Here is a 15029-nt window from a genome sequence, read left to right on the forward strand (position 1 = left end):
TCCAGGTCACAGGAGGGTGTCGATCAGGAGGTTCCGGCTGGCGTCGAGCACCCCGCGCGACCCCTCCGGAAGGAAGATCGTGGTCTGCTTCTTCTCGATCACCGCGGGCCCGCTGACCGCCCGGCCGACCGCGAGCAGGTCGCCGTCGAAGACCGGGATGGTGATCTGCTCCCCGGTCGCGGGGAGGGTGACCGTGCGGTTCGCCTTCTCCGCCTGGCCACCGGCGGTGTTCGCGACGGAACCGCCCTCGTAGCGATACTTGCGGGTGCTCGCCTTGGCCTCCACGCGCACGGCCATCATCACCACGCCGGCGTCGACCCACGCGGTGCCCGGGCCGTACTCCGCCTCGTACATCTCCGGGAAGCGCTCCGCCAGCTCTTCCAGCGCGGCCTGATCCACCTCGTGGTCGGGCAGCGGCACCGTGAGCTCGAAGATCTGGCCCTGGAACTTCAGGTCGCCGAAGCGCTGGACCACGATCTCGTCGTCGGCGTAACCGCTGGTGCGCAGATTCTGCCTCGCCGAATCCTCCAGATCGCCCAGCACCGCGTTGACGTCGTCGACGGGCTGCCCCGGCGTCCAGAACCGGCTCTTGGATGGCACGCGGAGGTCGTCGGAGGCCAGCAGTCCGCTGGCCGAGAACACCGCGGAGGCGTTGGGCACCAACGCCTGCTTGATGCCGAGCTCCCGGCAGATGTCGACCAGGAACAACGGTGTCGCGCCACCGTAGGCGAAGAAGGTGAACACCCGCGGGTCGTGTCCACGCTCGACGGTGATGCCGCGGACGGCGTTGGACATCGAGGCCACCACCACGCGATACATCGCGGCCGCGGTCTCCTCCAGCGACATGCCGACCTGCTTGCCCAGCTGCCTGAACGCGTCATCGGAGGCGTCCTTCAGCAGCTTCGCCCGACCACCGAGGAAGTAGTTCGGATCGATGAATCCCAGCGATACCATCGCATCGGTGACGGTCGGCTGGTCGCCGCCGCGGCCGTAGCAGACCGGACCGGGGTCCGCGCCGGCACTTTGCGGACCTGCCTGCAGCAGGCCACGCGGATCGGCCCAGCCGATGCTGCCTCCACCGGAGCCGATCGCCACAACGTCCACTTTGGTCAGCCCGGTGAGCAGGTTCTGCACATAGGACCGGGCACTCATCGTCAGTCGGTTGTCCGCGATCACCGAGGTGTCGAAGCTGGTACCACCCATGTCGCCGGTGATCACGTTCGGAATCCCGAGCTCCTTGGCCAGCTCGTTGGCCCCGACCACACCGCCGACCGGGCCCGAGTCCAGCAGCACGATCGGCACCTCACGCGCTTCCTCCGCGCTGAGGCTGCCGCCCGATGCCTGCATGAACGCCACCGGAACCCGCAGACCGCGCCTCGTCAACGCCTCGGTCATCTCGTCCACGTAGCGCGCCACCTTCGGCGCGGTGAACGCGTTGAGCACGGTGGTGACCGACCGTTCGTACTCGCGGATCATCGGGTAGATGCGCGAAGACAGACTCACATGCACATCCGGGAAGAGCTTGCCGATCAGTTCGCCGGCCAGTTGTTCGTGTGTGTCGTTGAGAAACGACCACAGGAACGTGACCGCGATGGACTCGACCCGCTGTACTTCGACAAGGTGGCGGATCGCCTTTTCACAGGCGTCCATATCCAGTGCCGTCACGACTTCGCCACGCTTGTCGACTCGCTCCGGGACCTCCAGGATCGCCTCGCGCGGCGCGATGTCCGGCACGTTGAGCTGATCGTGATGATCACGGGCGTCGGAACGCGGCGACCGGGCGATCCGCAGCGAGTCACCGAAACCCTCGGTGGCCAGGACGCCGACCCGGGCACCACGCAGCTCGGCGATGCTGTTCGTCACGATCGTGGTGCCGTGCACGAACCGGCCGCACCCCGCGAGCAGTACGTCCAGCGATACGCCAACTTGGGCGGCGACTGCCTCGAGCGCGCCCACCAAACCGTCGAGCAGGTGATCCGGAGTCGTCGACGCCTTGTCCGCCCAGAGATTGCCGCTTTCGTCGATGACCACGGCGTCGGTGAAGGTGCCTCCCATGTCGACGCCTATTTGATATTGGGCCACGCTTCTCCCTTCCGACCTCCGGACTTGATGCCGGACCACTGGGGTCTCGAGGTCGTTTTTCGGACAGCTGGACGTTGTCTGGTCATGGCTGGCTGGCTCGTGAACGTCAGGTTTCCGACACGTCCATCACGTGACGCCCGCCACTGTCTGACCGATCAGTACACTAACTTCACCGGACGTCGGCAGTCAAGAAGCGAAAGCGGCGTCGGGGATGGTTCAGGACGCCGGGCAGCACTCCGAGAAAGTCGTAGAAGGGCACTGACCTGCGATTTCCCAGGGCGTCTACTGACAGCTGCTCTGGCGTTCGGCAGGCCGTCCGGCCCCACTGGCGGCACCCCTGTCCCGCCCCTGGGGTGCTCGCCTCGATGGTTCCCGGCGGAATGATGTTCGTACTCCTGCTCATCGGCGCGGTCATCCGCACCTTCACCCCGCACACCGGGCTGTTCCCCGGCTCGTTCGCCGGTGCGCTCTTTCGAGGTTGAGGAACGTGATGCCGCTGGTGGTCGCGGACGCTCTCGTGGCGGTGGGGACCGCCGTGACTGCGCTGGCACCGGGTGATCGAATTCTCGTCAGCCGCTTGATCCGGGCCGACACGGTGAGCCCGTGCCGGGCGGACAGCCGGTGCAGCGTCCTGGTGGACATGAGGAACCCGCCGGCCACGCGCAGCAGCGTCAGGGCCGGATCGGTCAGGTTCTCCTCGATAAAGGTCTGGATCTGCCGGAGCTGGGCGCGGTCGGGCTGGGCCACGCTCGCGCCGTGGGCTCGGGCACGAGCCGAGCAAAGACACAGCGCTGTCCATTCTGGAATGTACCCGCGCGCACCTCGCGCCCTACCAGCGCGTCCGCCGCCTCGAATTCTTCGACCTGCTCAAACCATTCGGGCAAACTCCGCTGCGTCGAACTCCGCGAACGCGAGAACACCACCGCCGCCGCAGACACCGAATGGTGCGACGACCAGTTCCCGGGTCTCAGGGGCAACTGATCCTCATTGATGGGCGCGGGCGCGGCGCCGAGTGCTTTTGTGTGACGTGGTGTGAGTAGCTCTCGACTGAGCGCGATGCTTTGGTGCGGCTCAGGGCGGGTCGTTCAAGGGAGTGGAAAGTCGGTTTGGTGGTCGGTCGTGCGCGGCGCGACGATGCGAGGACGGCGTCTGCGGGCGCCGGAGACAAGCAAGATCACCATGAGCCGACGAAGTTTCGGTTCCCAGACCGCGAGGGGCTGCGGATGGCTTTGACCGACGAGGGCATCATCGAGACTCCCGGGATGCTCAGCAGGTGGGTGCGCCTCGGCAGCGGGGCCAAGGCCCACTACATGACCTCGGGGGAAAGCGGTCCCGCCGTCGTGTTGCTGCACGGCGGCATCATCGGCTCGTCCGGCACGGCCGGGTGGCGGTTCATGGCGCCGTACCTTGGTGCGAACGGGTTCCGCGTTTACTGTCCGGACCTCCCCGGCTTCGGGCTCGCCGACACCGCGTCCGAGCACCGGCCGACAGGTCTGGCGTCTTATGTGGATTTCGTCGAGGAATTCGCGACCGCGTTGTGCCTGGATCGCTTCCACATCGCGGGCAACTCGATGGGCTGTGCGAACACGGTCAATTACGTGTGCGCCCACCCGGAACGGGTGGCCAGCTTCGCGCTGATCGCCGGACCGGTAGGCGACGTCGCCCCGCATGTGACCCTCGACGCGAAGCAGGAGGGACAACTGTTCACCTTCGACGGCACGCCGGCTTCGATGCGCAAGATCATGGAGCGGATCATCTACCGGGGCGAGGCCATCGGTGACGATCTCATCGGCATGCGGACCAATGCCGCACGTGCGCAGGCCGAATCGTACAAGCCGATTCCGGTGTCGCTGGTGAAATACGTATCGGGCACGTCCGACCCGGTCGAGGCGGCAAGGCTGACTACCCGGGGCCGGATCGACAAATGCGGTATCCCCGGCATTTTCCTCTATGGCCGTCAGGACGTGGTGCTTCCGGTGGAGAAGGGTTATGAGATCGAGGACAGCCTGCCCGGCGTCCAGTTCTTCTATCCCGACGAATGCGGGCATCAGGGGCAGACCGACCAGCCGGAGATGTTCAACGAGGTGTTTCTCGAGTTCTTCCGGGACGGCATGGTGAGCCGCAAGACCGCGGAGTGGGCGGGTGTGTCCGATCGGCGGCCTGAGCTTGAGTCGGTGGTGGAACAGCCGCGATGAGGTTCGGGGAGGGACGGGCGGCGGTCGTCACCGGCGCCTGTAGCGACGTCGGCCGGGCGGTTGCCGACCGTCTGGCGGAGGCGGGCGTGGCGCTCGCGCTGGGCGATCTCGATGCCGAGTCGCTCGAGAAGACCGCGGCCGAGCTGACCCGTCCTGGTGTGCTGTCGCCGGTGACGTGCGCCGGCGATCTATCTACACAGGACTGTGCGAATCGGCTCGCGGGCGCCTGCGTGGAGCGGTTCGGTCGCGTGGACATCCTTGTCAACAATGCCGGCGGCGGCGTCATCATGCCGACGCTGGCGCACTCGGAAGAAACCCTGCGCACCACCCTCGACCGCAATCTGTGGACCACCCTGCACTGCACGCTCGCGGTGCTGCCGACGATGAAGGAGCGGCAGTACGGCCGTATCGTCAGTCTTGGTGCGGAGTCTGTCCGCAATGGACTGGACTGGCACGCGGTCTACAACGCGGCCAAGGGGGGCGTGCACGGCTTCACGACGGGCCTCGCGCGTGAGTTCGCACGCGACGGCATCACGGTGAACGTGGTGGCGCCCTCGATCATCCGTACCAGGGCCATGCTGTCGTACGATAAGCCGGAGGAGCTGGAATCGATCGCGAAAATCCAAGCGGAGATTCCGCTGGGGAGGGCGGGCAGCGTCCACGAGGTCGCGTCGATGGTCGAGTACCTCGCCTCCGACGACGCGTCCTACGTCACGGGCCAGGTCGTCAGTGTCAACGGTGGTAGTTCGATGCTCTGAAGCAGAGGCGACACAACGCGATTCCGGACGGGCGGAACGGCGACCAGCCGTGCCGCCCATTCGGGCGTTCCGGGGAGCTTTCACCAGATATGTAGCTCGACAGGGAATAGTTTGACACTCGACTCGTCGCGTAACATACTTTGAGCGTTGAAACCTGTAAGGTGACAAGGCGCGACGGGCGCTCGCCGGTCGCACGGCAAAGGAGCCGTTGACGATGATGGTCACTGCAAGCGTGGACGAGACCGGAGGAGACGCGACACGGCAGCTCTCGTCGATCGCCAAAGCTGCTCGAGTACTGCGCGCATTGGCGTTGTCGGACGAAGGTGACGCCGGGGTGTCGAACCTGGCCGCATTCGCCGAACTGCCCAAGAGCACGACCCATCGAGTGCTGGTCGAACTCATTCGCGAGGGCCTGGTGGCGCGCAACCAGCAGCAGAAGTACCGCCTGGGCAAGAGCTGGTTCGAGCTGCAGGCCGCGTTGAGCTGCTCCGAGTGGGTACGGCTGGTCGAGCAGGCCAAGGCGCCGCTGGCGAGCCTTTTCGAGCGGACCGGCGCCACCGTGCACTTCGGTGTGCTCAGCGACGAGAAGATCATGTATCTGGAGAAGCTGACTGCGAGAGGCGGCACGAGCGTGCCCACCCGGGTCGGCGCCCAGATGCCGGCGACGTGCACAGCGCTGGGAAAGGCGTTGCTGGCCTACAGTGATCGAGAGGTCATCCAGTCCGTCCTGTCGAAGCCGCTTCCGGTCGTCTCCGGGCGGTCCGTGGCGCAGCCCCGGCTGCTGCTGAGCCAGTTGGTCCAGGCTCGCAAGACGGGGCTCTCGTTCGATGTCGAGGAATGTCAGTTAGGAGTCTTCTGTGTGGCCACACCGGTCTTTCGCAACGGGAGGGCCGTCGCGGCGGTCTCGCTGACGCGGGTGGGCAGCGGTGGGCTCACTGCGGCCGATCCGGTCGAGGTCCGGCGGGCGGCGGGCGAGATCAGCAAGTGGATCTCCACGACCGGCTAGCGTTTTCCGGCCCGAGAACGACGATCGCCCGGTTCACCAGGTTGGTGAACCGGGCGATTTCGTCATTCAGTCGTTCGCCGGGTGACCGGCGACCAGCGGGGTGTCGACGCCGAGCGGGCCGGTGATCGCCGCGCCACCAGGCGCGCCGATCGCCGTGTCCCTTCCCGGCAGGGGCGTGTCGAAGAAGCGCGCGTTGTCCTCGCCGAGTCGCAGCCGCGCCGGGTCGTCGGTATCGCCTTCGAGCGTGATCGCCGCGACCGGGCACACTGCTTCACAGGCGCCGCAGTCGATGCATTCGACCGGGTTGATGTACAGCTTGCGCTTGCCTTCGTAGATGCAGTCGACGGGACATTCCTCGAGGCAGGACTTGTCCATGTAATCGATGCACTCCGGCCCGATGAAGTAGGGCATGTCAGCTCCCTTGTCTGTTGTCGGATCCCCGTCACCGGCCCGCGGCCACGCGTTGCTGTGTGGGATCGGTAGAATGGCCGGGGAAGAGCTTCCGGCCGGGATCGATGTGGATGGCCGCGTGGTTCACGGCCAGCGCGGCTTCGCCGAACCCGACGGCGATCAGGCGCACCTTGCCGTCGAACTCGGTGATGTCGCCGGCCGCGAAGACGCCCGGCTGGCGGGTGCGCATCGCCGAGTCGACGATGATGTGCCGGTTGTGTGCCAGTTCGAGGCCCCAGTCACGCAGCGGGCCCAGATTCGCCGTGAAGCCGAGTGCGGCGACGAGCCGCTGGCACGGCAATGAGCGCACACCGGCCGCGCCCGCCTCCTCGATCTCCACGGCCTCGATCCAGCCGTTTCCGGAGACGCGTTTGACCTCGGCGTTGGTGATGATCGGGACGCCGAGGTCGCGGACTGCGGCGACGGTCGCCTCGTGCGCGCGGAAGGTGTCGCGCCGGTGGACGATGGTGACGGACCGGGCGAGGGGGTGCAGCGTCACCGCCCAATCGAAGGCGCTGTCGCCGCCGCCCACGATCACCACGTCGGCATCGGCGTAATCGCCCGGTTCCGGTACGAAGTAGGCGAGGCCGCGCTCCTCGAACTCCCAGCCCGCGGGCAGCCGCCGGGGTGTGAACGTGCCGATGCCGCCGGTGATGACGATCGCCTTGGCGACGATCCGCAGTCCCCGGGAGGTGGTGACGACCAGGTCCTCCGGCGTCCCGTCGCCGGTGGGACGCCGCTCCAGTTGCTTGGCCTGATGTCCCAGCACATAAACCGGCTCGAAGTGGTCGGCCTGTGCCTGCAGCCGCGCGATCAGGTCCCGGCCCTTGATCGCCGGAAACCCAGCGATATCGAGCAGCTCCTTTTCCGGATACAGCGCGGCGACCTGACCGCCTACTTCGGACAGTGAGTCGACCACGGCGACCCGTAGGCCACGAAAACCCGCGTAATAGGCGCCGAACAGGCCGACCGGGCCCGCGCCGACGATGAGCAGATCGCAGTTGATAGCCGCCGGATCTCGCGTGTCCACTGCGTACTCCTTCCACTCACAGCCCGCGCGGCCCGTGGTGTTGCAGCTGCCTGCTCACGGTGAGCTTCTGGATGTTGCCCGACCCTTCCCAGATGTCCATGATCTTGATGTCGCGGTACCACTTTTCGACGAGATGGTCCTTGCTGTACCCGTCCGCGCCCATCAGCAGCAGAGTGCGCGCGCACACCTGTTCGGCGATGGGGCAGGTGTACGCCTTGGCCGCCGAGGATTCCTTCGCGTTGTCGCGCCCCTGGTCCTGCAGCCAGGCGGCCCTGCCGATCAGCAGGCGGCCCCGGTCGAGCGCGGCGTTCATCCGGCGCAGCTCGTCGTCCACCCGGCCCCACCGCCGCGCGGTGAAGCCGTCACGATGCTCATCGAGGTACTCGCGGGCGTAGTCGTGTGCGGCCTGCGCGATGCCGAGCGCCAGGGAGGTGGCATGCGGCCTCGTCGAATTGAGCGTCTGCATCGCGGTGCGGAAACCGTCCTCACGAGCGGGGTCACCGAGGCAGTGATTGGCGGGCAGCACGACGTTCTCCAGCGTCAGCTGTGACGTGACCATGCTGCGGACCCCGAGTTTTTCTTCGTTGGCCCGGGGAATCGACAAACCGGGATGGTGCCGCGGGACCACGAACGCCCGGATGCCGCGGTGCCCCAACGACCTGTCCACGGTCGCGAAGACGACGATGAAGTCGGCCAGGTATCCGTTGCTGCAGAAGATCTTCGTGCCGTTCAGCACCCAGTTGTCGCCGTCGCGCACGGCGGAGGTCGTCAACGCGATCGCGTCGGATCCGCAATTCGGCTCCGTCAATGCGAACCCGGTGCCCCGGTACTCGCCCCTGGCGATGCCACCGCTCCACCTGTCGATCTGCTCGTCGGTGCCGAGCAGGTCCACGACCCGCGCACCGATTCCGGCTCCCTTCAACAGCAGCACGAGGCTGATGTCGCCATAGGCAGCCAGTTCGCTGACCCGAACGCCGATGGTGCTGCTGCCGTCGCGCTCACTCAGCGCGTAATCCCGGTCCACCCCGAAATCGACCGCGACACCGAGCAGTGGGCTGGCGTCGAGCGGGCAGGTCTTCATCGCCCTGGTGGCGAGGTGGTCAGGCACACTGTGGGCGTCGTCCGATTCGCGTGCGATCGCCCGGCCTTCGGCCAGCGCCCAGTCCCGCACGTCGGACAGCAGAGCTCGCGCTCCGGGATTGAGATCGAAGCTGACCGTCATGGACAGCGCACCTCCTTGTTCCGTGAACTTGCCGGTTGGTCAGAGCACACCGCAGTCGCTCTCCAGCGGGTCGAAGTCGAGTGCGGCCAGGGTCGCCGCCGCGCGATACCACTGCTCGACGGGGTGGTCCTGGATGAACCCGTGGCCGCCGAGGGTGTTGATGCCGATCCTGGTGGCTTCCATCGCGGCGCGCTGGCAACGGGAGATCGCCTCCGCGGTGCTGGTCGCAATGGCGACGTCGTCCGCCGAGGAGCCGATCGTCTCGCTGGCGCGCCAAAGCTGGAGGCGGGCCGCGTCGATCTCACTGTCGGTCTCGACGAGCGGGAACGCCACACCCTGGTATTGGGCGATCGGGTGGCCGAACGCTTCGCGAGTGTTCGCGTACTCCACGGCGTACGCGAGCGCCGCCCGTGCGGTGCCGAGCAGGACGGCGCCCACACCCAATCGCAACGCGGCGATGGCGCGGTGCGTGCGAGTGCTGTCCGAGCCGTGGCTGGACAGCCGTGCCGTCTCTGGCACGCGCACCTCGCGCAGCTCGACACAACCGGTCTTGACCGCGTCGAGGCCCAGTTTCCCGGTGACCGCGTCGTCTCGGGCGACTTCCAGCCCTGTACATCGCGCGGGCTCGACGGCGAAGACGGCCAGCTGGTCGGAATCTGCGTCGGCGGTGACCACGACGAGTACGTCCGCTTCGCTCGGCCGGGTCACGCCGACCTTCCGGCCGTTCAGTCGCCATTCCTCGCCCGCGCGTTTCGCGACGGCGCCCAACTCCTGCGGAGTGCGGCCGAAGCCTTCGAAATAGGCGACTCCGGTGGAGAACGCGGGATCGTGGGCGAACCGGGGCAGATACGCCGTGCGCTGTGCCTCGGTGCCGAGTTCCTCGATCAGCAACGCGGCCTGGCACGTCGAGACCAGGTCGTACGCGACGCCCGGGTCGCCATAGCCGATTTCTTCGGCGATCAGCAGGCACGTGCCGGGATCGGGCCTGCCCTGGCCGTCATACTCCGCGTTGACCGGCGCGGTCAGGCCCATCTCATACAGGTCGCGCCACACGCCGGCGAGGTCCGCCGGTGTCGCCCGCCCTCCGTCGTGCAAGATCGGTCGGATGGCGCGCTCGCCGAGCTGCCGCACCACGTCGGCCAGCGCGGCCTGTTCGTCGGTCAGGACAGGGTTGAACATGAGGCCACTCCTCGGTGCTCGGTCAGCTACGTGCGGCGCCGATGTGCTCGCGCTGCAGGAAGTCAAGGGCATTGCGGCCGCGGATCGCCGCTCGGTCGTGCTCGCTGAGTCCGTTCTCCATAGCCAGGTCGGGGCCGGGCCCGTCGAGGGAGAAGAACGGATAATCGGTGCCCAGCACGACGTGATCCGTGCCGAACCGTTCGGTCAGGAGCGCGTAGTGCCGCGGATCGAAGACGAGCGAATCGACGAAGAGTCGTCGCAGGTCGGCGTCGAGGCGATCGCCGGTCGAGTCGTCGCCGTCGAGCACCGCGCCGAAGCGCAATCGGGGATATATCCAGGGAAACGACCCGCCGCCATGACACAGGCACACACGAAGGTCGGGCAGTTGTGTCAGGACGCCTCCGCACACCAGTGCCCGCGCGGCGACCGCGGTGTCGGTGAGCATTCCGATGGAGAACGCGCCGAGCGGATCGGCAGACCGGCCGATGCAAGGCCCGTCGATCGGATGCACGAGAAGGGGGACGCCGAGTCGCGCCGCGGCGGCGAAGAACGGACGCAACCGCTCGTGGTCCAGCTCGTCGGTACCCACCACGGTCCCGATCTCGATGCCGTGCAGGCCAAGCTCCCCGACCACGCGCCGCATCTCCTCGATCGCGAGGTCAGTGTCTTGAAGCGGCACTCCGGCGAAGCCGATCAACCGGCCGGCGGATCCGCGCACCGCTTCGGCGATCTCATCGTTCTGAATTCGCGCGAATTCGGCGGCGTCCGGCCCGGACGCCCAGTACGTAAGGGAAACCGGCACCGGCGAGATGACCTGGACGTCCACGCCGAACCGGTCCATTTCCGATATTCGCTCGGTGATGTCCCAGCAGGCCTGCCGCACTACCCGGAAGGTGCTGGTCCCGCGGACGATCTCGCCCTGGCCGCCACTGCCCGGCACGAGCCGCGGCCACCGGCTGTCGCCTTTGCTTTCGGCGAACGACGGCAGACCGGCCGGCATATAGTGCGTGTGCAGGTCCACTACCGGGTTTTCGCTGCAATGATTTCCCGGCCCGCGCCCGGAACCCGGAACCTGTGTGCTGCGCCCTGTATTGGCGCCGTCTTGGCCCATGCGGCAAGCGTTGTCCGTGCGCACATCATTCGCAACGACGGATTCCGTTCCCTTGAACAAGGGTGACCGGCGACAGGTGCCCCCGGCGCCGGGTCAGCTCTCGTCGGTGATCCCGGTGTCGACGACGGTAAGGTAGAGGTCGGCCATCCGGTCGGCCATCACGTCGACGAAGCGTTCGTCCTGTGGGTCCATGCCGAACAGTTGCCGGCATTGGGCGGGCACGCTGAACACCGTGGACGCCGCGCCGAGCAGCGAGTAGTACGCGATCGCCTCCTTTTCGGAGGCCTGGATGCTTTCGGTGCCCGCCAGTTTGTGAAAGAACTCGATATGCCTGCGGACGTGTTCGTCGGCGAGCCAGCGCGACCGTTCGGTGAGCTCGCCGCCCTCGAGCATCACCAGCCGGAAGAATTCGGGGTATTTCGCGGCGAAGTGCACGAGAACACGGACGAGGATTCGGCCCCGTTCCTGTTTCGAGACGACGCGCAGGACGTCCTGGAATCGCGTCATCTCGTCGTGGAACCGGTCCATCAGCCACGAGACGGCGGCTTGCCACAGCTGGTACTTGCTGCCGAAATGATAGGACGCCAGGCCACGGTTTACCCCGGCCTCCCGTTCGATTTTCCGCAGCGAGACACCATCGTATCCCATTTTCGAGAACTCCGAAGCGGCCACGACCAGCATGCGCTCGCGAGTTGTCGGCTCATCGCCCGTTCTCTCCGCCTCTGTCGTCACATTCCTCATTATGCACGACCGATGCGACCGGTGCGGCCGGCGAGGTGGCCGGCCGCGTCGGCTCCCACGGACGAGGGATCCTCGAACGGTCCCATGTGCCCGAGTCCCCGGTAAGAGACGATCCGGGCGTCGGGAAGGGCATCCCGGATCAGCGGGGCGGCCACGGCAGGCAACCCGTTCTCGCGCTCGCCGAGGCCGACGAGCACAGGCACGGAGACCGCCGAGATCTGCTCCACGGTGATCTTCCGTGGCGCCCCGTACACCAGAGCTTCGTTCTCCGGCGAGCACTTCAGCGCCACAGTCGACTCGTCCGTGTCGCGAAGTCCGTGCCGTGCGAACGATTCGAGCGCGTCGCCGCGCATCGTGTCGAACGGCGGCCGGGAGGACAACCGGCGCACCGCCTGTTCCCGCGACTCGAACACCGCACGTCGCTGCCGCACCATGTTGCTCATGCCGTCGCTCGCGGCCTGCACCCCGGCGAGTACGGGCAGCACCGCCGGCTCGTAGACGTAAATCGACGAGAACGAACCCGGCGCCAGCGCCTCCGCGCGCAGTCCCGCACCGCCGCCGAGGGAATGCCCGAAGAACGCGGCCGGCCCCCTGCCGAGGCCGGTCAGAACGGTCAGGATGTCCTGCGCCATGCCGTCCCACGAGAAGTCGGCGTCCGGGGGCGCTTCGGAGTCTCCGTGCCCGCGCAGATCCACCGCCCACACCCGGAAATGCGTGCGCAGCGTCGCCGCGATGGGTGCGTACGCGCCGCCGCAGAAACCCGCGGCATGGGCGATGATCAGGAGATCCCCGGTGCCGCCGAAGTCGTGGGCGCAGACCGGAGCGCCGGTGTCCCCGCGGAACCGTTGCGATCGCTGGATGGGCGGCGCGGCGCTGTGGGCGCCCACGTCGACGTGCTCGTTCACAGCCACCTCCTCGAGATCAGTTGACTTCGCGTCCGGCCTGCTGCCAGAACGGGGCGCGCAGGGCCTTCTTGTCGACCTTGCCCACGGTCGTCTGTGGCAGTTCGGCGATGACCTCGATGCTTTTCGGCGATTGGTGTGAACCCTTCTTCGCTTTGACAGCGGCCATCAACGCATCGGTGTCGATCGAGTGTCCGGCGCGCGGGACCACGAAGGCTTTCACCGCTTCACCCCAGCGTTCGTGGGGCACGCCGATCACTGCCGCGGCGGCGACGGAGGGCTCCGCGGCGAGCGCGTCCTCGACCTCGCGGGCATAGACGTTCAGACCGCCGGAGATGATGAGATCCTTTGCCCTGTCGACGATGTAGACATAACCGTCCTCGTCGCGGCGACCAATGTCGCCCGTCCGGAGCCAGCCGCCGCGCAACACCTTTTCCGTCTCCTCCGGCAGCGTCGCCCGGCGCCAGCGGCGCGGGTGAAGTCTTTTGGTAGAGTGAAAAGAGATCCTCGCCCGCGTCGCTGGCGCCGAACGTGATGACATGGCGCAGGCTCGGGCAACGCTCGACGAGTTCTGCGGCGCGGTCCTCGAACCGGGGATCGACGAACAGGACCGAAGCGGCCGTGTCGTCGCAGACGTACACGTGATCGTCGGTCGACCCCAATGCCTGAAGACCAGTGAAGCGGGCGCCGACGAGATAGGTGGCGGCCTGCACCAGCCACGATTCCGGCCGGTTCGGGCTCAGCACGAGAACGCCCGACCCCTCGGCCACGCTGCGTTCGCGGAGGATCGTGACGATCCTGCCCACACAGGCGGCGCCTTCGGCGTAACTGACTCGCCTGTCTCCGTCGATGAACGCGATCTGATCGCCGCGGCCGGTGAGCGCGTCGACGATGAGGTCGTTGAAGGTGACTTCGGTGCAGGACATTGGTGACCTCTCGGCGAAATGAGCGGAGTTCGCCGCATTCAAACCGCGTCCGCGTGCGACTCGCCATGCGAAGTTCCGCCTGCCGGGAACCTCGCGACGCGCGAGTGACCGAATTCCGGTAGCCGGAAACGCTTGTTGTGGTCGGCGCGGGAAACGGACGTTCCCGGGACCGACCGGCCGAAAGCTCGTTACGTCGAGTGGCAGGGTTCCGGTCCCCGGAAATGCGCGTTGTGGGTGGCACTGGAAACGCGCATTGTCTCGGGGCGGCTGTCCAGCACGCCGACTAGGGTTCCGGATCTGAGGAGGTTGGCCAGATGCCCGGCGCATATTTCGATCTTGGGCTTTCGCCCGTGCAGCAGGCGATGCGCGCGGAACTGCACGCCATCGCCCGCACCGACCTGCGCGGCCGAGCCGCCGAAGCGGAGCGTGCCGGGCTCGATCTCCCAGCCCTCGTCCGTCAGCTGGACAAGGTCGGCCTCGCCCCCGCGGCGCTGTTCGAGAGGGGTATCGACGATCCGCACACCCTGCTCGTGGCCGTCGAGGAACTCGCCTACGGCGATGCCGGGATCGCCTGGGCCGCCGTGTCGGCGTTCCAGGTCGCCACGATCGTCTGCGCGTGTGGCACGGACGCGCAACGCCAGGCTGCCGGTGCGGCGTTTACCGGGAACGAGGCGGCGACCGCGAGTTTACTTGTGTACGAGGACTTCGGCCGCCAGCCGAGCGAGTTCGAGACGAAGGTGACCTGGGCCGGTGACGGCTGGACCGTCACCGGCCGCAAGGGGTCCGTCGCCTACCCGGCCGACGCCGACGTGTCACTGCTCGTCGGGCGCGATGGCGACGAGCCTGCGGCCTTCTGCTTCGCCGGCGCCCGCACGGGACTGGCGGGCGACCGCGAGGCGGGCAAGATCGGACTCGACGCGACCCCCAGCGGCCCGGTGTTCATACAAGAGGCCGCGTTCGACGCCGACGAGCGGCTGTCCAGTGGCCTGGCCCTGCATCGCGCGATCGGTCAGGCCCGGCTACTGGTGGCGGCGGCTTCGGTCGGGTTGGCCCGGGCGGCGCTGGAGTACTGCGCGGCGTACGCGGTGCAACGCACCACCTGGGGCAGCCCGCTGGCCCAGCACCAGGGTGTTTCGTTCCCACTGATCGAGCTGAGCACCGAACTGGAGGAGGTGCGGCTGCTGTCGTGGGACGCCGCGGCGAGCCTCGCCTGGCTCGACGAGGTCGCCGAGATCGAGCGCCATGTCACCAGGGCGGTCAATCGCGCTTCCGCCCTCGCCCTGCGCGCCAGCCGGGACGGCGTCCAGCTGATCGGGGTCCGCGGCATCACCCGCGAACTGCCGGTGGAGCGGTGGTATCGCCACGCCGCGGCGCTCGGCGCCGTCGATTTCGACCTGCTCGAGATGCCCTTCGGACTGAGCTAGGAG

The 15029-nt window shown here is 67.3% G+C and carries 14 protein-coding genes and 1 pseudogene; 5 read left to right on the plus strand and 10 right to left on the minus strand.

Features of this window, described 5'->3' with window-relative positions:
• Positions 1-6 precede the first annotated feature (6 nt).
• Positions 7-2121 (minus strand): hydantoinase/oxoprolinase family protein, encoded by a 2115-nt coding sequence (locus AMETH_RS05935; RefSeq protein ID WP_156131611.1) that lies wholly within the window; start codon positions 2119-2121, stop codon positions 7-9.
• 344 nt (positions 2122-2465) lie between these two features.
• Here AMETH_RS05935 and AMETH_RS42385 point away from each other — a divergent pair, with 344 nt between their 5' ends.
• The 4 genes from AMETH_RS42385 to AMETH_RS05955 all read left to right on the plus strand — a co-directional run bounded on the left by AMETH_RS42385 (position 2466) and on the right by AMETH_RS05955 (position 6041).
• Positions 2466-2564 carry a hypothetical protein gene (locus AMETH_RS42385; protein WP_223843179.1) on the plus strand — a complete coding sequence of 33 codons (99 nt, stop codon included), beginning with the start codon at positions 2466-2468 and terminating at the stop codon, positions 2562-2564.
• 741 nt (positions 2565-3305) lie between these two features.
• A complete protein-coding gene (locus tag AMETH_RS05945) occupies positions 3306-4277 on the plus strand; it encodes an alpha/beta fold hydrolase (protein WP_017987141.1) in 972 nt (323 codons plus the stop codon).
• Positions 4274-5035, plus strand: coding sequence for an SDR family NAD(P)-dependent oxidoreductase (locus tag AMETH_RS05950; RefSeq protein ID WP_017987142.1), 762 nt, complete (start codon positions 4274-4276; stop codon positions 5033-5035). The genes AMETH_RS05945 and AMETH_RS05950 overlap by 4 nt, the downstream gene beginning before the upstream one ends.
• Positions 5036-5249: 214 nt before the next feature.
• Positions 5250-6041: an IclR family transcriptional regulator gene (locus AMETH_RS05955; protein ID WP_051079498.1), complete on the plus strand. Its 792-nt coding sequence runs from the start codon at positions 5250-5252 to the stop codon at positions 6039-6041.
• A gap of 66 nt (positions 6042-6107) precedes the next feature.
• Here the strand turns inward: AMETH_RS05955 and fdxA are convergent, their stop codons facing one another.
• The 9 genes and pseudogenes from fdxA to AMETH_RS42390 all read right to left on the minus strand — a co-directional run.
• Positions 6108-6452 carry a ferredoxin gene (gene fdxA, locus AMETH_RS05960; RefSeq protein WP_017987144.1) on the minus strand — a complete coding sequence of 115 codons (345 nt, stop codon included), beginning with the start codon at positions 6450-6452 and terminating at the stop codon, positions 6108-6110.
• Positions 6453-6483: 31 nt separating this feature from the next.
• Positions 6484-7521, minus strand: a complete 1038-nt coding sequence (locus tag AMETH_RS05965; RefSeq protein WP_017987145.1) for an NAD(P)/FAD-dependent oxidoreductase — start codon at positions 7519-7521, stop codon at positions 6484-6486.
• 16 nt (positions 7522-7537) lie between these two features.
• The gene (locus tag AMETH_RS05970; RefSeq protein WP_017987146.1) at positions 7538-8743 is read right to left on the minus strand and encodes an acyl-CoA dehydrogenase family protein; all 1206 of its coding nucleotides are present in this window, start codon (positions 8741-8743) and stop codon (positions 7538-7540) included.
• Between the two features lie 39 nt (positions 8744-8782).
• Complete coding sequence (locus AMETH_RS05975) at positions 8783-9994, minus strand: acyl-CoA dehydrogenase family protein (protein ID WP_081617665.1); 1212 nt, start codon at positions 9992-9994, stop codon at positions 8783-8785.
• Positions 9945-10943 carry an amidohydrolase family protein gene (locus tag AMETH_RS05980; RefSeq protein WP_017987148.1) on the minus strand — a complete coding sequence of 333 codons (999 nt, stop codon included), beginning with the start codon at positions 10941-10943 and terminating at the stop codon, positions 9945-9947. Before AMETH_RS05980 ends, AMETH_RS05975 begins: the two co-directional genes overlap by 50 nt.
• Positions 10944-11126: 183 nt before the next feature.
• On the minus strand, positions 11127-11765 hold the full coding sequence (locus AMETH_RS05985; RefSeq protein WP_157628495.1) for a TetR/AcrR family transcriptional regulator: 639 nt from the start codon (positions 11763-11765) through the stop codon (positions 11127-11129).
• Between the two features lie 8 nt (positions 11766-11773).
• Complete coding sequence (locus tag AMETH_RS05990; protein WP_017987150.1) at positions 11774-12679, minus strand: alpha/beta fold hydrolase; 906 nt, start codon at positions 12677-12679, stop codon at positions 11774-11776.
• A 16-nt stretch (positions 12680-12695) separates the two neighbouring features.
• Positions 12696-13106, minus strand: coding sequence for an AMP-binding enzyme (locus AMETH_RS05995; RefSeq protein WP_017987151.1), 411 nt, complete (start codon positions 13104-13106; stop codon positions 12696-12698).
• Between the two features lie 130 nt (positions 13107-13236).
• A pseudogene (locus tag AMETH_RS42390) lies at positions 13237-13929 on the minus strand (AMP-binding protein); the annotation flags it as partial.
• On the opposite strand from AMETH_RS42390, the gene AMETH_RS06000 reads away from it, so the two are divergent.
• Positions 13917-15026, plus strand: a complete 1110-nt coding sequence (locus tag AMETH_RS06000; protein ID WP_081617669.1) for an acyl-CoA dehydrogenase family protein — start codon at positions 13917-13919, stop codon at positions 15024-15026. The pseudogene AMETH_RS42390 and the gene AMETH_RS06000 sit on opposite strands and share 13 nt — an antisense overlap.
• Positions 15027-15029 lie beyond the last annotated feature (3 nt).

Origin of the sequence: Amycolatopsis methanolica 239, assembly GCF_000739085.1 — a bacterium.
GTDB lineage: Bacteria > Actinomycetota > Actinomycetes > Mycobacteriales > Pseudonocardiaceae > Amycolatopsis_E > Amycolatopsis_E methanolica.

Bases quoted from the DNA above. Each gene is read 5' to 3' on its own strand.
- AMETH_RS06000 (WP_081617669.1), top strand. From the start codon at position 13,917: ATGCCCGGCGCATATTTCGATCTTGGGCTTTCGCCCGTGCAGCAGGCG.
- AMETH_RS42385 (WP_223843179.1), top strand. From the start codon at position 2,466: ATGTTCGTACTCCTGCTCATCGGCGCGGTCATCCGCACCTTCACCCCG.
- AMETH_RS05945 (WP_017987141.1), top strand. From the start codon at position 3,306: ATGGCTTTGACCGACGAGGGCATCATCGAGACTCCCGGGATGCTCAGC.
- AMETH_RS05975 (WP_081617665.1), bottom strand. From the start codon at position 9,994: ATGCCCTTGACTTCCTGCAGCGCGAGCACATCGGCGCCGCACGTAGCT.
- AMETH_RS05950 (WP_017987142.1), top strand. From the start codon at position 4,274: ATGAGGTTCGGGGAGGGACGGGCGGCGGTCGTCACCGGCGCCTGTAGC.
- AMETH_RS05955 (WP_051079498.1), top strand. From the start codon at position 5,250: ATGATGGTCACTGCAAGCGTGGACGAGACCGGAGGAGACGCGACACGG.
- AMETH_RS05970 (WP_017987146.1), bottom strand. From the start codon at position 8,743: ATGACGGTCAGCTTCGATCTCAATCCCGGAGCGCGAGCTCTGCTGTCC.
- fdxA (WP_017987144.1), bottom strand. From the start codon at position 6,452: ATGCCCTACTTCATCGGGCCGGAGTGCATCGATTACATGGACAAGTCC.